Raw genomic sequence first — 22,438 nt, forward strand, 5'->3', positions numbered from 1 at the left:
CTGGTGCTGGTGCTGGTGCTGGTGCTGGTGTCGGTGTCGGCGGGCTCGCCCTCCGCGGGTCCGCCGGCCGGCGCCATGATCGTGGCGGCGGCCAGGGTGCAGAACCGACTCTGCCCGTTCGGATGAGACGACGCGGCGTCGCGCAGGGTCCGGTTCAACTCGAGCAGCACCTCGCCGAGCTCCGTACCCCGGCCCGTCAGCAGCCGCAGGACGGCGCGGGCCACCCCGGTCACGGTGGCGGCCTCTGCACCCTTGCCACAGACGTCGCCRATGGCGATCGTCCAGCCGAGCGGACCCCACAGCAGGTCGAAGAAGTCGCCGCCGACGTCGAGACCCGCCGACTGCGCGGCGCCGTAGGCGGAACCGAGATCCAGTCCCTCGATCATCGGCAGCTCCGGTGGGCGCAGACCCGCCTGGAGCGTGCCGGCCAGTTCCACCTGCCGGCTGTAGAGCCGGGCGTTGTCGACCGCGAAGGCGGCCCGGCGCGCGAGGTCGGCGAGCAGATCGATCTCGTCCGCGGCGAAGGCGTTGCCCTCGGGGCGGCCGAGCGCGAGCACCCCGAGTACCCGCCGCCGGGCCCGCAGCACCATCACGAGCGCCGGTCCGCCGAGCGCGGTCAGTGAACGCACTCGGTCTCCGCTCGCGGAGCGCACCGCCGCCATCAACGGGCCGTCCGGGTCGACCGCGGCAGCGGTGAGGGCGCCCGCCGCGTTCTCCTCCGCGTGTGCCGCCGCCCACAGGGCGGGATCGGCGTTCTCCCGGTGCAGGTACACCGCGCACCACTGGGCCAGCCGCGGGACCGGCAACCGCGCGAGCAGCGCCAGCGAGCGGCTCAGGTCCAGGCTGCCCGCCAGCAGATCGGACGCCTCGGCGAGGAAGGACAGCATCCCGATGCGGCGCTCCTCGGCGCGTCGCATGTCGCCGCCGCCGAGGGCCAGGGCCATCCATCGGGTCGTCAGGCGGATGCGTTCCAGGTCCAGCCCGGCCGCCGCGGCGGCATCCATCCGGCGGACGTCGCCGGGGACACCCACTCCGCCCGAATCGCTGGTGCCGCCCGAATCGCTGGTGCCGCCCGAACCACTCGGGCGGCCGCCGGCCGCCGGCCAGAGCAGCAGTTCGCCGAGGCTCTCCTGCGTCGGATCCAGCGGGAACAAGAGCGCCTCGGTAACCGGGCCGACGGCCCCGAGCGTGGCCACGGTCTCCGACCGGCCGCCGTCGCGCCCGGGACGCCGCACCAGCCCGGCGGTGACCGCGAGCGCGTCCACCAGCTGCGCGAGCAGCTCACTGACCTCGCCCTCGGYGGTGAGGGCACGGGCGGTGTCCCGGGCTATCAGCCGGACCGGACGCGGCGCCGGTACCACGGGGGCCGGTACCGGGCGGGGCGCGGGACAGGTCACAGCCACAGCGGGACTGGTCACAGCAGCGGTGGGCGAGCCGTCGCCGGCGGTTTCCAGGCGGAACCAGACGGTCTTGCCACCGCGGCCGTGCTCGGTCCCCCAGCTCGTCGCGAGCGCGTCGACGAGGGCGAGGCCGCGGCCGTCCTCGCGCAGCCCGTCGATGYCGAAGTCAGCGTCCTCGACCTTCTTTACCCGGGCCATGCCGATGCGGACCGGATGCCGGTCGGTGACCCCGACCCGCACGCCGTCACCGTCCGCGCGCAYCTCCACGGTGGCCGAGGTGCCCGCGTGCAYGACGACATTGGTGACCAGCTCGGTGACGAGCAGAAGCGCGGAGTCCAGCAGGTCGTCGTCCAGCTGCCCGTGCAACGCCTCGAGCAGGAAGCGCCGGGCGGCCCGGGGGGAGTCGGGCGTCGGTGGCAACGCGATGGCGCGCGCCGGCATCGTCCCACCCCCTGCTGCGCCATACATGTACTCAGTCTCTCCTGCGTTGTCCATCGTGAGGCGGATACTGGCGGCTGGTGTCACCTGTCCACCGACGCCGCCCCACGCCGGTGCCCGTGGGAGACCGCCCTTGACCCGGGCCCTCCGCCCGGCCCGGGACCCGAGACGATCGTGTCGACTGAGCTCAGGTAGGAGACCAATGAGCCCCGCATACGACCCGYAACCCTCGGCTCGTCATGATCTGGATGCACCAGGCGGTGACGCTACCGCGACCATCGTGCCCCATGCATCCCTTCCCGTGGACGACACTCGGGCGTCGCGGGCCGCCGCCGACGAGCTGATCGCGGATCTCCTGCACGGGCTGACCCGCCTGTGCGAGGGCGACTTCTCGACCCGCCTCGCGGCGCGGGACGGCTACGCCGGTGACGTGGTGCGCAAGTTCGACGAGCTGGCCGCTATCCAGGAGCGCCACGCGCGTGAGCTGGCCCGGGTCAGTAAGGTGATCCGCCGTGACGGTCGGCTCACCCTGCGGATGGAGGACCTGGGCAACCCCGGCGGCTGGTCCGACATGACGCAGGCGGTGAACTCCCTCATCGACGACCTGGCCCGGCCGACCCACGAGGTGGCGCGGGTCATAGCGGCGGTGGCCGAGGGGGACCTGTCCCAGCACATGGCGTTGGAGATCGCCGGCCAGCCGGTGCGCGGGGAGTTCCTGCGGATCGGCACCACGGTGAACACGATGGTGGACCAGTTGTCGTCGTTTGCGGACGAGGTGACCCGGGTCGCCCGTGAGGTGGGCACCGAGGGCAACCTGGGCGGGCAGGCCAAGGTCAAGGGCGTCTCGGGGGTGTGGCGGGACCTCACCGAGTCGGTGAACTCGATGGCGGGYAACCTGACCAGCCAGGTCCGTAACATCGCTCAGGTCACCACCGCGGTTGCGCAGGGTGATCTGAGTCAGAAGATCACGGTGGACGCCCGCGGTGAGATCCACGAACTGAAGTCGACCGTCAACACGATGGTCGACCAGCTCTCCGCGTTCGCCGACGAGGTCACCCGGATGGCCAAGGAGGTCGGCACCGAGGGCAAGCTAGGCGGCCAGGCGCAGGTCAAGGGCGTTTCCGGGGTCTGGCGCGACCTGACCGACTCGGTCAACGTCATGGCCGGCAACCTCACCACCCAGGTTCGCAGCATCGCCGAGGTCGCGGCGGCCGTGGCCCGCGGCGACCTCACCCGGCAGATCACCGTCGACGCCCGGGGCGAGGTCGCGGGCCTCGCGCACACCCTGAACACGATGGTGGACCAGTTGTCGTCGTTTGCGGACRAGGTGACCCGGGTCGCCTGGGAGGTGGGCACGGARGGCAACCTGGGCGGGCAGGCGCACGTGCGGGCCGTGTCGGGGGTGTGGCGGGACCTGACGGAGTCGGTGAACTCGATGGCGGGCAACCTGACCAGTCAGGTCCRCAACATCKCGCTCGTCGCCACCRCCGTCGCCCGCGGCGACCTGTCGCAGAAGATCACCGTGGCGGCCCAGGGTGAGATCCTGGAGCTCAAGGACACCCTGAACACGATGGTGGACCAGTTGTCGTCGTTTGCGGACGAGGTGACCCGGGTCGCCCGCGAGGTGGGCACCGAGGGCAACCTGGGCGGGCAGGCGCATGTGCGCGGGGTGTCGGGGGTGTGGCGGGATCTGACGGAGTCGGTGAACTCGATGGCGGGCAACCTGACCAGTCAGGTCCGCAACATCGCGCTGGTGACCACGGCGGTGGCCCGCGGCGACCTGAGCCAGAAGATCACCGTGACCGCGCAGGGTGAGATCGCCGAGCTGAAGGACACCGTCAACACGATGGTCGACCAGCTCTCCTCGTTCGCAGCGGAGATCACCCGGGTGGGCCGGGAGGTTGGCGTCGAGGGCAAGCTCGGCGGTCAGGCCACCGTAGCCGGAGTCGCCGGAACGTGGAAGGACCTCACCGACAACGTCAACCAGCTGGCGTCCACGCTGACCATCCAGCTGCGGGCGATCGGCGACGTCTCCACCGCGGTGACCCGCGGTGACCTGACCCGGTCCATCTCGGTGGAGGCCGAGGGCGAGGTCGCCGAGCTCAAGGACAACATCAACCAGATGATCGCGCGACTGCGCGAGACCACCGAGGTCAACGCCCAGCAGGACTGGCTGAAGTCCAACCTGGCCCGGATCGRCAGCAAGATGCAGGGCCAGCGCGATCTCTACGCGGTCTGCCAGATGATCATCAGTGAGATGACGCCAGCGGTCAACGCCCAGCAGGGCACGGTCTACCTGCTCGACTTCATCGAGGGTGACAAGCTGCGCTACGTCGCCGGCTACGRCTCGGTGCCCCGGCGCCGCTCGGACGGCACCTTCCTGTTCGGCGAGGGACTCATCGGGCAGGCGGCCCTGGAACGCGACCGTATCCGAGTCGAGCACGTACCAGCCGGCTACCTCAACATCCGCAGCGGACTCGGTGAGGCGCCGCCGTGCGACCTGGTCGTCGTGCCGGTCGTGTTCGAGAACCAGGTGCTCGGCGTCATCGAGCTGGCCTCGTTCTCGCCGTTCTCCGAGCTGCACCTCACCCTGGTCGACCAGCTCGTCGACACCATCGGGGTKGTGCTGAACACGATCATGGCGAACGCGCGGACGGAGGAGCTGCTGGCCCAGTCCCAGCGGCTCACCCAGGAGCTGCGTTCGCAGTCGGTCGAGCTGCAGCGGACGAATAACGAGCTTGAGGAGAAGGCGGCGCTGCTCGAGGAGAAGAACCACGAGATCGAGCTGGCCCGCATCGGGTTGGAGGAGAAGGCCKAGCAGCTGGCGCTGTCGTCGCAGTACAAGTCGGAGTTCCTGGCGAACATGAGCCACGAGCTGCGCACGCCGCTCAACAGTCTGCTCATCCTCGCCAAGCTGCTGGCCGACAACCCGGACCGTAACCTCTCCCGCAAGCAGATCGACTTCGCCGAGACGATCCACTCCGCCGGTTCCGAGCTGCTCGAATTGATCAACGACATCCTGGACCTGTCGAAGGTCGAGGCCGGCAAGATGAACGTCGATGCGACCACCGTGCGCACGGCGGYGCTCTGCGACGCGGTCGCCGGGGTCTTCGGCCCCGTGGYGGAGGAGAAGGGCCTGTCATTCCAGGTCAACCTCGCTCCCGACGTGCCGGCCGAGTTCGTCACCGACGAGCAGCGCCTCCAGCAGGTGCTGAAGAACCTCCTGTCGAACGCGGTGAAATTCACCGACACCGGCACCGTCCGGCTGGACGTCACCGTCGCCCGGCCGGATCTGCCCTTCCTCTCGCCGAGCCTGTGTTCCGCGGGCACGGTGTTGTCGTTCGCGGTCACCGACACCGGAATCGGGGTCGCCGTCGAGAAGCTTCGGATGATCTTCGAGGCGTTCCAACAGGCGGACGGCACGACGTCGCGTCGCTACGGTGGCACCGGGCTCGGCCTGTCGATCAGCAAGGAGATCGCCCGCCTGCTGGGCGGGRCCATCGCGGTCTCCAGCGTGGTCGGCCGTGGGAGCACCTTCACCCTTTACCTGCCGTCGGCCCCGCCGGCGCAGACGCCGCCCTTTGGGGTCACGCCGGGCGAGCCAGACAACGTTCTCATGATCGTCGATCCGTCGGGTCAGTACCTCGGGCGGCGGTCGGGTGAGGGAGTGGACGCGGAACCGGGTGGCGGACCCGCGCCGTCCGCCGGCCGCGATGCCGGGCCCGCGAACGGATGGCAGAACCCCGACGCCGACCGGTTCGGCACGGCGGCACTCGCGCCCTCGTCCCCGTCTTCGTCTTCGTCTTCGTCCCTGTCCCCGACCCGTTCCGGGCCCGGCGCGGGGGGAACCGCCGGGCACGGGGACGCGGGTGGGATCGGCGGCGCCCACTGGTCCGCCGCGGCCAGCGGACCGGCGGAGGGCTCGGCGGCCTTCACGTCGGGCTGGCGGCCGAGCGAGCCCGTCACGGTGGGGACTCCGTTCCTCACCGAGTCCACCGAGTCCACCGAGTCCGCCAGCCGCCCGCTGACCGAGGGATCGGAAGGATCCGATCCCCTGGTCGGCACCACGGTGCTGGTCGTCGACGACGACGTCCGCAACGTCTTCGCGCTCACCAGCGCGCTGGAGATGTACGGAATGCGGGTCCTCTACGCCGACAACGGTCATGATGCGATCCGTATGCTGCAGCAGGACACCCCGCCCGTGCACCTCGTGCTGATGGATGTGATGTTGCCGGGCATGGACGGCAACGAAACGACCTCGATGATCCGTGACATGCCGGCGTTCGCGGACCTGCCGATCCTGGTGCTGACCGCCAAGGCCATGCCGGGAGATCGGGAGAAGAGCATCACCGCCGGAGCCACCGACTACATCACCAAGCCCGTGGATCTGGAGCACCTCCTCGGGGTGATGCGGTCGTATCTGTATTGATCAGATCGCGTATGGTGCGCATTCGGGTGGCTATCGGTGGGGTGGTGAGATGCCGCCGGGAGCGATCAGTGATCATGTAGGGGTGGCGACGCCCACCACGGGTCGGCAGGGCGATCGCGAAGGAGGAGGCAGGCGGGTGACCGAGCGGACCGGCGGTTCCGTCGACGGCGAAGGTGGGCCGAGCACGGAACGGCCCCGCAGCAAGATCCTGMTGGTCGACGATCGAGCGGACAATCTGATGGCCCTGGAGGCGATTCTCGCCTCGCTGGATCAGGATCTCGTCACGGCGTCGTCGGGTGAGGAAGCTCTCAAGCGTCTTCTGGTGGACGACTTCGCGGTGATCCTGCTGGACGTCCAGATGCCGGGGATGGACGGTTTCGAGACAGCGCACCGGATCAAGCAGCGGGGGCGTACCCGAGACACTCCGATCATCTTTCTGACGGCGATCGACCGCGAGCCGCATCACGCGTTCCGCGGCTACGCTGTCGGCGCGGTCGACTACATCGCGAAGCCTTTCGACCCCTGGTTGCTCCGGGCCAAGGTCAGCGTCTTCGTCGAGCTGTTCGAGAAGAACGAGCGGCTGGCCGAACTGGTCCACCAGCGTGTTCGCGACTTTGATCTGATGACGGAGATCGCGGAGCGGCTGATCGCGTTGGACGTCCTGCTGGAGGGCAGCAGCCGCAGCTCCGCCGAGGAGACCCTGGCTGCGGCCGGGGCCGAGGTCCGCGGACTCGTCACCCGGTTGCAGCCCTTCGCCCGGCCGACGAACGCCTGATCGTCCACGCCCGTCGGCGGGCATCCGGCCTCCCGCCAACATTAGGCGGGATGGCGTGGGTGTGGGTGCTCGACCACCACAAGGGGGCGCCCGGCCCATGGCTCGCGCCGATAACATGAATTTGTCGACCAGATCCGCCGCCGTGCCGGCACGGCCGGTTTGTGCAGTCGTAGGAGGTTTCGTCGTATGGCGATATCCCGGCGCAACCTCCCTGGGCTCACCGGGACTGATCTCCAGACTATCGGTCCGTATACAGTTGAACGGAAGCTGGTCGACGCCAGGACAGGACCAGTGTTTCTTGCACGTAACGGCGAGGCGCGTCCGGTCCTCGTCAAGACGATTACTGCGCCCTTCGGGCGGGACGCAGAGTTCCGTCGGCGCCTGCGCGTCGACCTCGACAACATCCGCCGGTTGGCGCCGTCCTGCCTCGCCGCCATCCTCGACCTCGACACGGGCGCTCGCCCCCCATACGTCGTCGCGGAGTTCATCGACGCTCCGACTCTCGCCGCAACCGTCGCCGGCGGCGCAGCGTTGTCCGGACCAGACACCTACCGGCTCGCCGTCGGGCTGGCGACGGCTCTGGCCGCACTGCACGAATTGGAAATTTTCCTCGGCGACCTGAAGCCTATCAATGTGGTTCTTTCCGGGCAGGGAGTGCGGCTGGTTGACTTCGGGCTCTTCCGAGCGATGAATGCGGTAAGCATCAATAATCCGGGCGGACCGCCGTCCGGTATCGGAACACTTGCGTTCATAACGCCCGAACAGGCTCTCGGGCAGACCGCCACCGTCGCATCGGATGTCTTTACCTGGGGCGGCATGCTGTTGTTCGCCGCGACCGGCCGGCCGCCATTCGGTGCCGGAACGCCCCGGGTCCTGCTGCAGCGGGCCGTCTACGCGGAACCCGACCTGTCCGTGTTCTGCCCGGAGCTGCGAGAGCTGGTCGCGGCGGCGATGCGCAAGGACCCGAAGCGCCGGCCGGCCGCGGCCGAACTGCTCGAACAGCTGATGGCCTATCCGACACGAAGCGAGGCGGAGCCGGCGGTCGAACCCACCCGGCGTCTCGCCCTGCCGGCGGGTGTCATCGAGACGCTGGTGCCGGTGCAGACGAGGCGGACGGTCGAGTCYGAGACGAAACCGGAGGTCGTAGGCACGAGCGACCTCGCCGCTCCTGCCATCGGTGCCATCCACGGCCTCGAGATCGTGCTCGAAACCGTGACCGTACTCGAAACCGTGACCGTGCTCGGGACCGGGCCGGCCGCGGAGATCACGGCCGTCCCGCCGGCCGCGGAGATCACGGCCGTCCCGCCGGCCGCCGCGGTCGCCCTCGGCGCCGTCCGTACCGGAGCAGAACCGCGGATGCGTCCGTCGTCTCCCGGTCCGTCGTCTCCCGGTCCGTCGTCTCCCGGTCCGTCGGCCGCTCTGGCCGGTGTGCCCGCCCCACTGCCCACCGCGGCCGCGAGAGCGCGCGCAAGCTACGTCCAGGAGGGCACCGGGAATGTCTCCGCCTTGTCATCACCATCGTCACCGCGGGATCACCTGGACCGCGGGTGGCTTCGACGCGTGCTCTCGATCGGCGTGGCGGTCTCGGTGCTCGTCCTCTCGACCRTTGTGATCGTCGATACGCTGCGGGAGCGYAGCGCGGCGGCCACGTCGCGTGAGGCGGCCCGTGGCGCGATGCGCCTTCTCGACCGGGAACCGGATCTCGCCGGCCAACTCGCCGTCTCGGCCTACCGCATGGCTCCGACCTCGGCTGCGGCGGAGGCGCTGGTCAATGCGAGCATCCGGCAGATCGGGCCGGCGACGGGAGCGATCCGCGATCTGCTGATCACCCCGGATGGTCGATATCTGATCATCGTCGGTGACTTCGGCGGGTCGGTGTGGAACATCATCGGCCCTGGCCGGGTGCGCTACATCACCGACCTGCCCGCGGTGGCCGCGGCCATGGGAGATCGCAGCCCCCTCGCGGCCGGGGTCGCCCCGGCGGCCGCGGTGAAGGGCCTGCTCGCCGTCGCGCTGATACCCGCATCCGGTCCGGCCACGGGTGTGCGGGCGTCCACGATCATGGTGACGGMGGGGACGGACGGGGTGATCCGGTTATGGCGGCTGGCCCAGCCCGGGTCCACGGACGACGGTGACCTTCAGTCGGCGATCAACACCGGTCAACGGGTGAGTCTGCTCGCCGAGTTGCGGGGACACACGGGTGCGGTGGCGAGCGTCGCGGTGAGCGGGGATGGTCGAACCCTGGCCTCGGCGGGCGCCGATCGCGTCGTCCGTCTCTGGGACATCGGCCATCCGCAGAATCCTCGCGCCCTCGCCGAGCTGCCCCAGCCGGCGGAGGTCACCAGCCTCGCCTTCACCCCCGACGGCGACTCGCTCGCGGTCGGGGGGGTAGGCCATCTCTCCGTCTGGGATGTGACCGCTGCCGGGCAACCGCGCCGCCGGGCCCAGCTGACCGCCCCCGCCACTGTCCGCAAGCTCCTCGTCAGCCCGGACGGCCGGTGGCTCGCCGTGGCGAGTACCTCCGACGGCGGCTCGCTGACGGAGATCTATGGGCTGGACAGCCCCCGGGGACTGCACCGCCTCACCGCCATCGCGAGCCGGCCAGGCCAGGCCGGTTCGATCGCGCTCTCCGCCGACGGGCGGGTCCTCGCTGTCAGTACCCCGGCCGGTCAGGTAACGCTCTGGGACATGCGCTCACCATCCCGGCCGGTGCAGCGGGCCACCCTGCCGGTCGGCACCGCGCCGACGGYGACGGTCTTCGGACCTCTGGGACATGAGGGCGTCCTCGCAGTCGTAGCCGGTGACGCCGTCCGTCTCTGGCAGCTCGACCTGCTCGCGGCCGAGGACGAGATCTGTGCCAGGGCCGAGGGCCGCATCAATCGGGAGCAGTGGCGGACCTACCTCGGTCACCGGCACTACGACCCGCCCTGTGACTGACCCGCCCGGTGACTGACCCGCCCGGTGACCGRCCCGCCCGGTGACCGGCCGGGTTGGTCGCGTTCCTCGTGATGTCCGGCCTGCTGCTGGTGGTGGTGCCGCGGGTGCGGGCAGGTGAGGATGCCTCGGGGAGCCGGCAGGCGGCGGCTATCGCGAGAAGTGGCGCGCGGCGCCGTAACCGGGGCCCTGTTCCGGGCGGCCCGTCCGGGACGTCCATCGCCACTGGACCGAGATGCGTCCGGCGACGTGCTCCGGGACCCTGGGCACCGCGTGCAGCCAGTCGGCTTGGGCCCGACCTCCCAGCACGATCAGATCACCGCCGGCCGGGGAGAGGTCGCGAGCGCCGGATGCCTCCGGGTCGTTGAGGATCCGTCGGCCGGGCGGCAGGTGGCGAGACTTGATCAGGAACGGTCGCCGGGCACCGAGGGTGAGGATGGCGATCACCGTGTCGTCGAGCCAGCGCATCTCGCGGTCCCGGTGGAAGGCGACGCCGTCGGCTCCGTCCCGGTACAGCGACAGGCCAAAGCCGTCGAACTCCACGCCGTAGGTCCGCCGCAGGGTCCGGTAGGCGTCGAGCAGGGCGGGAAAGGCGACCGGCCGACCCCGCGGGATCCAGGCGCTCATCCGTGGTTCGGTGACGTGGCGTTCGTAACGCCACATGGTTCCCTGTCGCCAGGGGATCTCGGCATGCAGGGTCTCGTACAGCTGGTCGGCCTCGCGTAGCCATCCGCGCGTGACGTCGACCCAGGACCGGTCGTCCAGCCAGATCCGTTGCACCGACGCGGTGCGGTCGACCGCACCGTTGGCGGGCACCGCGGTGCCGTCGGTCTCGCTCGTCACCCGGCCGACGCTACCCGGCCGACGCCATCCGGCAGGCCCCGGTCCGGGGCCGTCCGGCGTAACCTGCGAGATCCAGGAGGCATATTCCGTGAAGGTGAACAGGCGAGGATGACCTGCGCAGCACCCGACCCGGGGACCTCGACGAACCTCGAAAGCGATGTCCGTCGTCTCACCGCAACCGCCTYCACCGCAACCGCCGTGGTCAGGACCGAACGAGCCGCGCGATCGCGGCCGACGCCTCCCGGATCTTCTCGTCGGCCACCGGACCGCCTTCGGMGGCGGCGTGCGTCACGCAGTGCGTCAGATGGTCCTCGAGGAGCCCGAGGGCGACCGACTGTAACGCCCGGGTCGTCGCCGAGACCTGGGTGAGGATGTCGATGCAGTACTTGTCCTCGGCAATCATGCGCTGTAGCCCCCGGACCTGGCCTTCGATGCGGCGAAGCCGAGCGGTGTAATCGTCCTTGGTGTTGGTGTAGCCGTGCATCCATCGCGCCTTCCCGTCCAGGTACCCCCCTACGGTACCTGGGCCGGAGCCGGTCGTCGGATTGGGATTCGGTGAGATACCGGCGCCAACCGCCGACTGGAATTCGAACCGAGGCTCCTCCCGGCKGTGACACGTCCCACAATCATCACCGTGAGTGAGAATTCTCCGCCCGTGCGGTATCAGCGGCGCGGGTCCTCCAGGACAGGCTCGGGTTGCCCRTTCACGTCCTGCCCAACTGCGCGGACGCCGCCCCGCTGGCTGGGTACCCGGCACGGATCGTTCCTGGCAAACCGCACCCGGCGCCCCATAATTGCGCCAGGAAAGTGCCGAGTGGTGCACTTTCTCGCCCTGGTGGCGGGGGCTGGTGGTGACGAGTGGGTTCGCCGCCGGATCAGCGGTCGACGTGGTGCGGTGGAAGATCGGCGAGGAGTCGTTCGATGTCCGGGTCCTCTTCCTCGGACAATGACTCGTCACCCCAACCGATCTCGCGTTCGTCGTCGAACAGCTTGTCGTCGTGCGGCTCTGTGGCCCCCATGATCTTCCCCTCGTGTGGCGCAGGTTGTTCGCAACGGAGGTCCCGGCGCGGGATACGGCCTGGTGCCGCGGTCTGGTGTCGCGATCCCGACAGTGCTTCGGGTGAATCGTTTGCAGGATTGGATGCGGGATTGGACTCCGGCCGGGTACGGGTTAGGGCCGGCCGTTGTTCGGCGGGCTGCCCGGAGTGTGCTTATTACTTCCCGATGGCCGCCGGCATGCTACCGAGCGGGCGGCCACCCGGCCACCCGGCCGCTTGGCCGCCCGCTCGCCGCCGGTCAATCTACGCCGCCGCTGCCGTCTCCGGTGGGTGCCGCCGCTAGGGCGTGCCCGATTATCTCGACGACCAGGCGCAGGGTCGCCCGGCTTCCCGCCAGGAAGGCATCCGTCTCCCGCTGGGACCAGGCAGAAGCGAGTATCCCGGGCTCCGGTACCCGGGCGGCCAGGAGCGCCCGTATCGACGCCCGGTAGCGGCTCACCGTGATCGGCGGATCGCCGACCGGATCTTCGTCGTAGTCCTCGTCCCGGTCTAACAGCGCCCGGACCTCATCCAGGCGGCGCGGGGTGGGGGGCATGGTTTCCTCCTCCATCTATTTGCTACTCAGCAAATTRGACCCTAGCGAGGTTCTTGAGGAAGAGCAAAGTGGTTACGATGTTCCGCGTGGACGACGGTGAGCAGTTGGTCGGCATCGGGGACATCGCGTTCCAACTCAAGATCACTCGCCAGGCGGTGGACTACTGGACACGCAAGGACTCCCGGTTTCCGGCGCCCTTGCAGGTCATCAACGCGCCGATGGGTAGCGGTGCCAAAGGCACCCGGGTTTGGCGCAAGCGAGAGGTAGACGCCTGGATCGTGGAGCACTATCGGCGGCGCAAACAGTAGGCGTCCCGGCCATCGGCCGAGGCCACCGCATCAGGTCAGATCTGTCGGCACCAGCGGCTCCGGGCCACCCCGGTGGCGCGGCCGGTTCAGGGTGGCCGAAAAACGCCGCCAGTGGGGCGGAAGGGCTTCCGTTAGATGAGTAAGTCCGAACTCCGGGCTGGCCGTAGCCGGGCCTGAAGAGATGGCTTCCAAGGTCATGGTGTGACGCAAGATCTGGAAACCCTCGCCGGCATCTCCCGGTTACCGCATCCGGGGGCCGGTGGGTGAGCCGCGGCGGGGAGGAGCTGGGTGCTCGGTGTCCGGGCATGCCAAAGGCGTCCAGGCCGAGATGCCCGGACGCCTTGGGCGGATCCAGCGGCTGGTCAGGCCGCCGCGGTGCTGGAGGCCGGAGTCGACGTCGTCGAGGAGGCCGTGGCGGTGCCGCCCGACGAGGTSGAGGACGACGAGTCCGAGCTGACGGAGCTGTTGGTGCTCCCCCCGGATGTCGCCTCGCTGCTGCCACCCGTGGCCGTGGCGTCGCCGACGTCCTTGGGGCGGTGCTGCGTGGACCCGCCGGAGGAGTTGGACCGGCTGTCGTTCTTGTAGAAGCCGCTGCCCTTGAACACCACGCCCACCGAACCGAACACTTTACGAAGTCGTCCGGCGCAGGCCGGGCACTCCGTCAGTGATACGTCGCTGAAGCTCTGTACGGCCTCAAGGTCACGCCCGCAGTCGGTGCAGCGGTACTGGTAGGTAGGCACGTGCTCCTCCCGGAGTTGGCACTCTGACGTGGAGACTGCCAACTTTAGCTTGTAGAGGGCCCGAGATGTTCCCCGGTGCCATCGGTTGGTTCGCACCGTAGCGTACGACTCGGCGTGATGATGATCTTCACGTTGTGATCGTGGGACTCCATGGGGATCTCATCCAGAACCTCTTGGTCGTGCAGGACGGCGATCACCGGAACGTCGGCGCCCACCCGGGCCAGCACCCGGTCATAGGAGCCCCCACCGCGCCCCAGACGCCGGCCCGTCCGGTCGACCGCGAGCGCCGGGATGATCACCACGTCGGCCTCGGCGAGAACCCCACGGGGTGCCGCCGCCGGTGGTTCGCGGGTACCCAGCGCGCCGGGCACCAGTGTTCCGACGTGCTCCCGGAAGTCCAGATCGAGATCGGCGCGTAGGGCGGGCAACAGCACCCGCACTCCGCGAGCCAGCAGTCGATCGAGCAGTTCGGCGGTGTCCGGCTCGCCGGGCAGCCCCACATACGCCGCCACGCACCGCRCGGCCTCCACCTCGGGCAGCCGCTGGATGCGGTTGGCCAGTCGGGACGCATCCGACCTGGACAGCGAGCCCCGACGCAGGGCCACGGATGCGCGGCGCTGTACCAGTAGCCGGGCCCGCAGGCGAGCCTTGGCCTCGCCTGCCTCGCTCGTCTCACCCAGCGCCGACGCGCCGCCGACTAGGGCGGGTGCGATCTGCCCGGAGCCGCCGCCGGCCTCGGGGCCGGTGCCGGGGGTTCGGTCGACACCGTCGTGGCGGGGGCGGGCACGCCCCGGGTCCGCTGGCCGACTCCCGCGTCCGGACACCGGTCCGGGATGCGGACGGATCGTCAGCTCGACGGTGAGCTCTTCGTCGAGATCACCCGGAGGCCGGTCATTCCACTGCACACCGACAGCCTCCCGCAGGTTGGCCGCCAGCGGGGGGTTGCCGCGGCATACGGCACGCGAACGTGGGCGTGATGTCGGGCGGAGGGAGCGCAGGTTACCAATTGTGGCACCCATAGTTACTGATGGTGATTTGTCGATTGTYGGTGGAGGTGTTGTCAGTTACCGGTAGGGGTGTTGTCGGTGGTGGACCGGGTGGCACGGAGTGCCGCGGGCTCGTTCTCGGACCCGCGGCGCATGTCCGGGCGGGCGGCGGGCGGGACCGGCGGCCGCCGTGAGCTGTGCATTGCCTGTGCTGGGGCCGTGGACGGTGCCCRTGTCCACGGACCCGACTAAGGTTTCGGCTATGCCAGTAACGAAGGCGGTCATTCCAGCCGCGGGTCTGGGGACCCGCTTCCTGCCGGCGACGAAGGCCGTCCCCAAGGAGATGCTGCCGGTCGTCGACAGGCCGGCTATCGAATACGTCGTCGAGGAGGCGTCCCGCGCCGGCCTGCGCGATGTCCTGCTTGTCACAAGCCGCACGAAAAAGGCGATCGAGGATCATTTCGATCGTGAGGCGGACATCGAGGCGGCCCTCGAACGGAAGGGTGACGATCTTCGTCTCCGTCGGGTCCGGGTGTCGGCGGAACTGGCCGAGGTCCACTCGGTCCGCCAGCAGTCGCCGCGTGGGCTCGGTCATGCCGTGCTCTGCGCGGCGGCGCACGTGGGAAACGAGCCGTTCGCTGTCCTCCTCGGTGACGATCTCATCGACGAGCGGGACCTGCTGCTCGAGGAGATGCTTGCCGTGCAGCGCCGCTTCGGGGGCAGCGTCATCGCCCTGATGGAGGTGCCCGAGGACCAGGTCTCCCTCTACGGCGTCGCCACGGTGGAGTCCGTCGGCACCAGTGCCGGCACCGGCAGTGCCGACGACCGGTACGGGATCGTGCGGATCCGTGACCTGGTCGAGAAGCCACCGGTCGCGCAGGCCCCGAGCAATCTGGCGATCATCGGGCGGTACATCCTCTCGCCGACGATCTTCGACGTCCTGCGGCGGACCGAGCCGGGACGGGGCGGGGAGATCCAGCTCACCGACGCCCTGCGGATCYTGGCGCTACGGGCGGTCGAACCGGCCGGTGCCGCGGGGGACGCCGGCACCGACACTGCCGCCGAGCCCGTGCACGGGGTGATCTTCACGGGTCGGCGGTACGACACCGGTGACCGGGTGGACTACCTGAAGGCCGTCATCCGGCTCGCGTGCGAGCGCGCCGACCTTGGCCCCGAGCTGTACCCGTGGATCGAGGAGTATGTCGCGTCCGGTGGTCCGAAGGCAGCATTGTCCTGATTTATCCATATTGCTTAAATTTATCCGCTTCATCGCCTGAGGGTGCCGGGATGTGCCGGCTTCTCTTCGGGTAGGCCTTGACGGCTCCGGTGACGACTCCGGTGACGACTCCGGCAAGGACCGGAACGCTCCCGGAACCGGCCAGCGCCCGGCGGTCGCGGCATGCCGTTCGGACTGGGAGGCCCAGAGCGGGAGGCCCGGAGCGGACGCCCCCCGCCCCGACCGCTGGAGCTACCTGAAGGTAACTGCGGGTAATACCTGAAGGTAACTGCGGGTAATACCTGAAGGTAACTGCGGGTAATACCTGAAGGTAACTGCGGGTAAGAGATGTCCGGGCTTCGACGGCCGTAGCCTGGGTGATGCCGGACCCGGCGTGCGACGAGTGGTGCATCGAAGGGCAGAGAATTGGACGGGCGCCCATGACTTCGGTGGATGAACACCTCGAGCGGATCCTGGCTACGGTGCGGCCGACCCGCGCTCGGCAGGCCAGGCTGGACGAGGCGCACGGATGCGTGCTCGCCGCGGACGTCCGGGCGACGGTCGCGCTTCCCGGGTTCGACAACTCGGCCATGGACGGGTACGCCGTCCGGGCCGCCGACGTGGCCGAGGCGTCGGCGGCCACTCCCGTCTCCCTACCGGTCATCGGCGACGTCCCCGCGGGTCCGGGTTCGCCGGCCGCRCTGCTCCCCGGCGCCGCGGTACGCATCATGACCGGGGCCCCGCTGCCCCCGGGAGCGGATACGGTCGTCCAGCTCGAGTGGACCGACGGTGGCCGCCGGACCGTTGCGGTCCAGCGGGCGCCGCGCCGTGGCCTGCACATCCGCCGGACGGGGGAGGACGTCGCCCCGGGCGCCCTGGTGCTCCCCGCCGGGACGATCATCGGCTCCGCGCAGATCAGCCTGCTCGCCGCGGTCAACGTGGCCTGCCCGCCGGTGCATCCCCGGCCGCGGGTGGCGGTGCTGTCCACCGGGACCGAGCTTGTCGAGGTCGGTACACCGCTGGGCGCCGGGCAGATCGTCGACTCGAACAGCCATGGCATCGCCGCCGCGGCACGGGAGGCCGGCGCGGTGGTACGCCGCCTGGCCGGGGTGCCCGACGAGCCGGACGCCTTCGCAGCAGCCCTGCACGGGGTGCTTCCCGACGTGGATGCTGTGGTGACGACCGGTGGCGTCAGCGTCGGGGCATATGACGTCGTCAAGGAGGTGCTCGCGCGGACCGGGACTGTCCGGTTCGATCGGGTCGCGATGCAGCCGGRCAAGCCGCAGGGTTTCGGCCTGGTCGACGGTGTGCCCGTCTTCACGTTGCCGGGGAACCCGGTCAGCGCCCTCATCTCGTTCGAGCTGTTCGTCCGCCCGGCCCTGCAACGTATGCGCGGTCTCGCCGGCACCGGGCTCCCGCGGATTGTCGTGACCGTCGGATCCGACCTGCGTTCCCCCCTCGGGAAGAGGTCCTTCCCGAGGGTGGGGCTGGAGCGGAGCGGGGACGGTAGGCGCCTGGAACCCRCCACCGTCGCCCATCTGGCCGGCGGGCAGGGGTCACATCAGCTCACCTCGCTGGCGGGAGCGCAGGCGCTGCTGATCATCCCCGAGGGGGTTACCGAGGTGCCGGCGGGCAGCCGGCTGCCGGCGTTGTTGCTCCCGGACGCATCGGGGGCCATTCTCTCCGGCATGGCCTGGGTGGTTGYGGACACTGCGGACGTCGATGCCCCGGATCCGGCTTCCCCGGCCGGCTTCGGCCCGCGGGCCGAAGCCGGCCGGGGGAACGCGGCCGTGCCCCGGGCCGCCGGATCGGCGGCCCGGTGACCGCCGCCCGGCTCACCCACGTCGACGATCGCGGCGCGGCCCGCATGGTCGACGTGTCGGCGAAGGACGTCACCGTCCGTACCGCGACCGCCACCGGGATGCTGCGGGTCGTTCCCGAGGTTGTGGCGCTGCTGCGCGGGCAGGGGCTACCGAAGGGCGACGCCCTCGCAGTCGCCCGGGTCGCAGGGATCATGGGGGCCAAGCGCACGCCCGATCTCGTTCCGCTCTGCCATCCCATCGCGATCTCCGGCGTCACGGTCGAGCTGGACGTACGGGACGACGGTGTGGTGATCATGGCCACCRTCCGGACGGCGGACCGGACCGGCGTCGAGATGGAGGCGCTGACCGCCGTCGCCGTCGCCGKGCTTACGCTGCACGACATGGTCAAGGCGGTGGATCCCGCCGCGGAGCTGACCGGGGTGCGAGTGATCGCGAAGACCGGGGGGCGCTCCGGAGACTGGCATGCCGACCCCCCGCCGGACGCGGGGTCCGCGGAATGAGTGGCAGGCGCCACCTTCCCGCGGGTGCCCGGGCCCGGGTCATCACCGTCTCCGACCGGGCGTACCGAGGGATCTATGCCGACCGGTCGGGCCCGTTGCTCGTCGCCGGGCTCGTCGAGCTCGGTTTCGAGGTGGGCGCGGCGACGATCGTCCCGGACGGGCGGGATGAGATCGTCGCGGCGCTGCGGTCCGCCGTCGCCGACGGAGTGGACCTGGTGGTGAGCACCGGTGGCACCGGCCTCGGTCCCCGCGACGTCACCCCCGAGGCGACGCGCGAGGTGATTGAGCGGGCCGTGCCCGGACTCGCTGAGGCGCTGCGCGCGGCGGGTCGGGAGACCGTGCCGGCGGCGATGCTCTCCCGTGGGCTCGTCGGAACCGTCGCCGCCACCCTGGTGGTGAATCTGCCCGGCTCGACCGGTGGGGTACGCGACGGGCTGGGCGTGCTGGCCGGGGTGGTGGGTCATGCCGTCGCCCAGCTGCGCGGAGCCGACGACCACGGGCACCCGGCCGCGGGGTCCGCGGGCCCTGCCGCTGCCGTCGATGCCGCTGCCGTCGATGCCGCTGACGCCGGATAGGGCGCGACGGTGGGAGCTCCGGGTTGGCCGGCAGTCCTGACTGACGGACGGGTCCAGGTGCGGCCGCTTCGTCTGCGTGACGCCTCCACGTGGGTCGAGGTGCGGCTGCGCAACGCCGACTGGCTGGCGCCGTGGGAGGCGACCCCACCCGGAGTGATGATGGTCCGCGAGACCTGGGCGCAGCGCCAGACCCYCTCGATCTACCGTCAGATGTGGCACCGCCTGCGCCAGCAGGCCCGGCTCGGCGCCACGTTGCCGTTCGCGATCACCTTCGAGGGGCGGCTCGTCGGTCAGGTGACCGTGTCCACAATCGTGCGCGGKGCGTTCAACAGCGCTCAGGTCGGCTATTGGATCGACAGCGAGTACGCCGGTCGAGGCATCACGCCGACCGCGCTCGCGCTCGTCGTCGACCACTGTTTCGGGCCGGTCGGGCTGCACCGGGTGGAAGCGAATGTGCGCCCGGAGAACGCCGCGAGCCGGCGGGTGCTCGCGAAGCTCGGTTTCCGCGAGGAGGGGCTGCACCGGCACTTCCTTGCCATCGACGGCCGCTACCACGACCACATCGGATTCGCGCTGACGACCGAGGACGTCCCCGAGGGCCTGGTGCACCGCTGGCGGGAGACCCGGTACAGCCGGCCCTGAGCGGCCGYCGCGCCGCCCGACGGTGCCGTGCCCGGACGGTGCCGTGCCCGACGGTGCCGCCGCGCCTGAGAACGATGCCTGGATCCATGGCTTGCGTGACACGTTCCACTCCGCCACCGGGACGGTGTCGGTTACCGGATGTAGTCCCTTCTAGTCACCGCCCGTCGTTCCGGATCTCAATCCGGTGACAAAGTGAAGGTCCTGACCGGATGCCGATGCTCTCTACGAGGGCTTCCATAGGCCATGCGCGGTTCTGGTGGGGTGCCACGGTGCGTTTTGACRACCACACATCCACCATCGCCCATCCGGTTGCGGATGCGAYACGCGGGCTCCGGGTCGGTGACCACGTGGATTTCGCTCACTAGCGTCGACTACGAAATCGCAATCGTTGGTGTCGAGAAGAGGCTCCTCATGGTCAGAGCGCCCGCACCCGCCGCGCTCGCCGCGGATGGTGCGCATCCAGTGGGTGGTGGGTGGGACGCGTTTCCCGCGGCGTTCCCTCCCCCCGATAACGGCGAACACCACGGAGACCACAGATCCCGCGAGATTGACAACGTAACCACAGGAGCGGGTGGGAGTATGGGGGCGGGCGGGATCATGGTGGTCGATGATGGGAGCGACCAGGGTCGTGCAGGTGTGATCCGATGAGCGCGTTGATCTGGGTGGCGATCGTCGCGGTCTGGGGGTTCGTGCTGATCCCGATGTGGCTGCGCCGTCACGACACGACGGCGCAGCAGCGGTCCACCGAGCGTTTCACGGTTGCGATGCGGGTGCTCTCCCGACGGCCGCCCGGCCGGGGCGGTGCCGTCGTCGATCGTTTCGGCGGCGATCATGGCGGCGTCTTCACCGTGGGAGGAACGGGAATGTCGCACGCGGAATTCTTCGATGGACCGGTCGACCTCGCGGAGCTCGGGGATTCGGTGTCCGCCGAGCCGTCCCGGGAGGCCGGAGCCCCCGGCGGGCAGCCGGTCGTCCCCGGGATGCCCATCGCGGCCGGCACGCCGATCGTCGAGGACGCTTCGACCGGTGGCGCGTTGCTATCCGGTGGCGGGTCTGCTGGCGAGGATCCGGAGGGCGGGGGCTCGGAGGACGGGTGCCCCGGCCGCCCACGGTGGTCGGGTGCGCACCCCGACGATCCGCGGGTGGATGTTCCTGCGCGCGGTCCCGAGCGTCGGGCGGACGCCGAGCGTGCCGCCCTGATGCGGGTGCGTCGGCAGCGCCTGCTCGTCCTGCTCGTCCTGCTTGCGGTGAGCATCGTGCTGGCCGCCGTCCTCGGCGGGCTGTGGATCGCCGGGCAGTTCCTCGTTGATGCCGTACTCGGCGCGTACCTCGTTCATCTTCGCCGGTCGGCGCAGACTGAGCGGCGGCTGGCCACCGCGCGTGCGGCGATGGACCGGCGGATCGAGGCCGAGCGGGCCGCCCGGCGCCGACGGCCCCCGATCGGGTCCTCCTTCGCCTACCGGCAGCGTCAGCCGGGACCGGACTCCCTGGAGGAGCGGGTTGGCCAGCAGCCGGTGGAGGAGCTCACCGACGAGGAGCTCGCGATCGCCTGCGCCGAGACGATCGACCTCGGCGCTCTGGCGGCTGGTCAGCCAGGCCTGGACGAGGGCGCGGAGGAGGACGATCTCGCCCGGTTCGCCGAGTACCCCGAGACGGGCTACGGCGAGACCGGTGTGGACGGTGTGGACGGTGTTGTCGGTGTGGACGGTGTTGTCGGTGTGGACGGTGTCGTCGGTGTGGACGTGGCCTCGGCCCGGCCGGCCATCCGGTCCGCGCCCCGCGTGGGCACGCGCTCGACCACCTCACGTCCCGGCCGGGTACAGGTGAACCCCCCGGGGACGCACGGTGGGCTGGTGGCTCCCACCGGGATCATGCCCTCGGGTACGGCGACGCCGGCCGGGCCGACGGCCGATGCGTCACCGGCGGGCGGGAACGTCGTGGGGGACACGTCCGGCGAACTCGACCCGCTGCTGCGACGGCACGCGGTGGGGAGCTGATCCGCGGGGCCGACGCTTGCGACTGCCCGGACCGGGGCACCGTCGGCTCCGGCGAGCGGAATCGGGAACAGGACGATGTGGATGKGCCGTCCGTTCGCCCGGGCGGTGAGAAGTCGATCGAGACTGGTCAGGTTCTCTACGATGACGGCACCGGCCCCACCCAGAATCCGGTGGGCCGCGAGACTGACATCCTGGCCCGGTCCGGGTGTTCGATCAACGCTGAGCGCATCGATACCGACCGTCCGGACACCCGCGTTGACGAGGGCCCGCGCGGTGTCCGGCGCGAGATAGGGATGTCGTAGGTACCCGTCGTGGCCCCAGTGGACGGACCATCCTGTGACGATGAGGACGACGACATCGTGAGGAAACGGGCGGGTAAAGGGGCCTGATAGCACCTCCGGGCCGATCGCCGCCTGTGGACCGTAGCCCCGCGCGTCCAGCAGAACCGCGGGTCCGGTGAAACGTTGAAGCGGAACCTCGTCAAGCCTGGGCAGCGAGTCGTCGATGTGGAAGGGGGCGTCGACATGCGTGCCCGTCTGTGATCCCAGGTGCAGGCGCTGCACGTTGACRCCGGACTYGGCCGTGGTCAGTGCCGGTGACACGTCGACCTCGGGATCCCCCGGGTAGACGGGCATGCCGGTCACGATGGGTACCGACAGATCGATCAGCTCGGTGCTCACGAGACGATGATCTCCATCCGGTGTCCGCCCCCGGAGCCCGGGGCGGCCGAAGGCGGGCCGAGGGGGCCAGGCATGCCCAGGATCCCAGGAGGCAACACTCCCCGAGGACGTCACTCCCCGACCCCATCCGATGCCGCCATTACGGGGTCATGGGAGAGTCTGGGAGAAATAATCAGTGCGTCTGTGTATGGGCGCTGTCAGAGCTAGGGGGAGTCGTGGCCAAAGGTGACAACGCCGGGTGGACCCACGGCTCGGTGGTGCCGGACTGGGCGCCGCCGAACGTCGACCTGAAGAGCGACGTTCCGCACTCGGCGCGGGTCTACGACTACATACTCGGCGGCAAGGAAAACTTCCCGGCGGACCGGGCTGCGGCCGCGGAGTTCACCAGGAGTATGCCCAACCTACCCACGTCCATGCGGGCCAACCGGAACTTCATGGTCAGGATGGCCCGCGTCCTGGCGGCGGGTACGTATTCGGAAATCCCGTTGGGGCATGATCGTGGGCGGCGTGACCGTGGGGCACTCCGCTGGGGTCTCGGGGGTCGGGGTCAGCCGGGAGG

At 70.0% G+C, this 22,438-nt stretch carries 18 protein-coding genes and 1 pseudogene; 11 read left to right on the forward strand and 8 right to left on the reverse strand.

What is annotated here, in order from left to right:
• Window positions 1-1,841: GAF domain-containing protein (locus Manayef4_RS16180; RefSeq protein WP_254665689.1), on the reverse strand; the 1,841-nt coding region annotated here is incomplete at its 3' end.
• A gap of 199 nt (window positions 1,842-2,040) precedes the next feature.
• Between Manayef4_RS16180 and Manayef4_RS16185 the strand changes: the two genes are divergently transcribed.
• The 3 genes from Manayef4_RS16185 to Manayef4_RS16195 all read left to right on the forward strand — a co-directional run bounded on the left by Manayef4_RS16185 (window position 2,041) and on the right by Manayef4_RS16195 (window position 9,979).
• Window positions 2,041-6,267 (forward strand): HAMP domain-containing protein, encoded by a 4,227-nt coding sequence (locus Manayef4_RS16185; protein WP_070132136.1) that lies wholly within the window; start codon window positions 2,041-2,043, stop codon window positions 6,265-6,267.
• 136 nt (window positions 6,268-6,403) lie between these two features.
• The gene (locus Manayef4_RS16190; protein ID WP_070132137.1) at window positions 6,404-7,042 is read left to right on the forward strand and encodes a response regulator; all 639 of its coding nucleotides are present in this window, start codon (window positions 6,404-6,406) and stop codon (window positions 7,040-7,042) included.
• A 186-nt stretch (window positions 7,043-7,228) separates the two neighbouring features.
• Entirely contained in the window at window positions 7,229-9,979 is a 2,751-nt protein-coding gene (locus Manayef4_RS16195) for a serine/threonine-protein kinase (protein WP_070132138.1), read from the forward strand.
• A gap of 147 nt (window positions 9,980-10,126) precedes the next feature.
• On the opposite strand, the gene Manayef4_RS16200 is transcribed toward Manayef4_RS16195, so the two are convergent.
• The 4 genes from Manayef4_RS16200 to Manayef4_RS16210 form a co-directional block, all read right to left on the reverse strand.
• Window positions 10,127-10,819 carry an alpha-ketoglutarate-dependent dioxygenase AlkB gene (locus tag Manayef4_RS16200; RefSeq protein WP_011438416.1) on the reverse strand — a complete coding sequence of 231 codons (693 nt, stop codon included), beginning with the start codon at window positions 10,817-10,819 and terminating at the stop codon, window positions 10,127-10,129.
• Window positions 10,820-11,021: 202 nt separating this feature from the next.
• Window positions 11,022-11,303, reverse strand: a complete 282-nt coding sequence (locus Manayef4_RS16205) for a metal-sensitive transcriptional regulator (protein WP_070132139.1) — start codon at window positions 11,301-11,303, stop codon at window positions 11,022-11,024.
• A gap of 391 nt (window positions 11,304-11,694) precedes the next feature.
• Entirely contained in the window at window positions 11,695-11,838 is a 144-nt protein-coding gene (locus tag Manayef4_RS25065) for a hypothetical protein (RefSeq protein ID WP_023840989.1), read from the reverse strand.
• Window positions 11,839-12,115: 277 nt separating this feature from the next.
• Window positions 12,116-12,412, reverse strand: a complete 297-nt coding sequence (locus Manayef4_RS16210; protein ID WP_023840988.1) for a hypothetical protein — start codon at window positions 12,410-12,412, stop codon at window positions 12,116-12,118.
• A 77-nt stretch (window positions 12,413-12,489) separates the two neighbouring features.
• Between Manayef4_RS16210 and Manayef4_RS16215 the strand changes: the two genes are divergently transcribed.
• Entirely contained in the window at window positions 12,490-12,720 is a 231-nt protein-coding gene (locus Manayef4_RS16215; RefSeq protein ID WP_173645797.1) for a hypothetical protein, read from the forward strand.
• 362 nt (window positions 12,721-13,082) lie between these two features.
• Here the strand turns inward: Manayef4_RS16215 and Manayef4_RS23240 are convergent, their stop codons facing one another.
• Both Manayef4_RS23240 and Manayef4_RS16225 read right to left on the reverse strand, forming a co-directional pair.
• On the reverse strand, window positions 13,083-13,460 hold the full coding sequence (locus Manayef4_RS23240; RefSeq protein WP_011438412.1) for an FmdB family zinc ribbon protein: 378 nt from the start codon (window positions 13,458-13,460) through the stop codon (window positions 13,083-13,085).
• A 44-nt stretch (window positions 13,461-13,504) separates the two neighbouring features.
• Window positions 13,505-14,365, reverse strand: a complete 861-nt coding sequence (locus Manayef4_RS16225) for a 5-formyltetrahydrofolate cyclo-ligase (protein ID WP_254665691.1) — start codon at window positions 14,363-14,365, stop codon at window positions 13,505-13,507.
• 343 nt (window positions 14,366-14,708) lie between these two features.
• On the opposite strand from Manayef4_RS16225, the gene Manayef4_RS16230 reads away from it, so the two are divergent.
• The 6 genes from Manayef4_RS16230 (at window position 14,709) to glpR (ending at window position 21,199) form a co-directional block, all read left to right on the forward strand.
• Complete coding sequence (locus Manayef4_RS16230; protein ID WP_023840985.1) at window positions 14,709-15,683, forward strand: UTP--glucose-1-phosphate uridylyltransferase; 975 nt, start codon at window positions 14,709-14,711, stop codon at window positions 15,681-15,683.
• Between the two features lie 419 nt (window positions 15,684-16,102).
• Window positions 16,103-17,485, forward strand: a complete 1,383-nt coding sequence (gene glp / locus Manayef4_RS16235; protein ID WP_254665692.1) for a gephyrin-like molybdotransferase Glp — start codon at window positions 16,103-16,105, stop codon at window positions 17,483-17,485.
• 44 nt (window positions 17,486-17,529) lie between these two features.
• Window positions 17,530-17,985, forward strand: coding sequence for a cyclic pyranopterin monophosphate synthase MoaC (gene moaC / locus Manayef4_RS16240; RefSeq protein WP_175443409.1), 456 nt, complete (start codon window positions 17,530-17,532; stop codon window positions 17,983-17,985).
• Window positions 17,982-18,560 carry a MogA/MoaB family molybdenum cofactor biosynthesis protein gene (locus Manayef4_RS16245; RefSeq protein WP_070132142.1) on the forward strand — a complete coding sequence of 193 codons (579 nt, stop codon included), beginning with the start codon at window positions 17,982-17,984 and terminating at the stop codon, window positions 18,558-18,560. Before moaC ends, Manayef4_RS16245 begins: the two co-directional genes overlap by 4 nt.
• A gap of 9 nt (window positions 18,561-18,569) precedes the next feature.
• Window positions 18,570-19,202 carry a GNAT family protein gene (locus Manayef4_RS16250; protein WP_070132143.1) on the forward strand — a complete coding sequence of 211 codons (633 nt, stop codon included), beginning with the start codon at window positions 18,570-18,572 and terminating at the stop codon, window positions 19,200-19,202.
• A 644-nt stretch (window positions 19,203-19,846) separates the two neighbouring features.
• Window positions 19,847-21,199 carry a gephyrin-like molybdotransferase receptor GlpR gene (gene glpR / locus Manayef4_RS26100; protein ID WP_011438405.1) on the forward strand — a complete coding sequence of 451 codons (1,353 nt, stop codon included), beginning with the start codon at window positions 19,847-19,849 and terminating at the stop codon, window positions 21,197-21,199.
• A gap of 8 nt (window positions 21,200-21,207) precedes the next feature.
• Here glpR and Manayef4_RS26105 read toward each other — a convergent pair.
• Window positions 21,208-21,879: pseudogene (locus tag Manayef4_RS26105) on the reverse strand (cyclase family protein); the annotation flags it as partial.
• A gap of 215 nt (window positions 21,880-22,094) precedes the next feature.
• Between Manayef4_RS26105 and Manayef4_RS23250 the strand changes: the two are divergent.
• A partial coding sequence (locus Manayef4_RS23250) for an SAM-dependent methyltransferase (protein WP_254665693.1) occupies window positions 22,095-22,438 on the forward strand: 344 nt, incomplete at its 3' end.

The organism is Frankia sp. CgMI4 (genome assembly GCF_001756285.1).
Classification (GTDB): Bacteria; Actinomycetota; Actinomycetes; order Frankiales; family Frankiaceae; genus Frankia; species Frankia casuarinae.

What these genes read in the sequence shown, in the direction of transcription:
- Manayef4_RS25065 (WP_023840989.1), bottom strand. Translation starts at nt 11,838, where the DNA reads ATGGGGGCCACAGAGCCGCACGACGACAAGCTGTTCGACGACGAACGC.
- Manayef4_RS16245 (WP_070132142.1), top strand. Translation starts at nt 17,982, where the DNA reads ATGAGTGGCAGGCGCCACCTTCCCGCGGGTGCCCGGGCCCGGGTCATC.
- Manayef4_RS16215 (WP_173645797.1), top strand. Translation starts at nt 12,490, where the DNA reads ATGTTCCGCGTGGACGACGGTGAGCAGTTGGTCGGCATCGGGGACATC.
- Manayef4_RS16210 (WP_023840988.1), bottom strand. Translation starts at nt 12,412, where the DNA reads ATGCCCCCCACCCCGCGCCGCCTGGATGAGGTCCGGGCGCTGTTAGAC.
- glpR (WP_011438405.1), top strand. Translation starts at nt 19,847, where the DNA reads ATGAGCGCGTTGATCTGGGTGGCGATCGTCGCGGTCTGGGGGTTCGTG.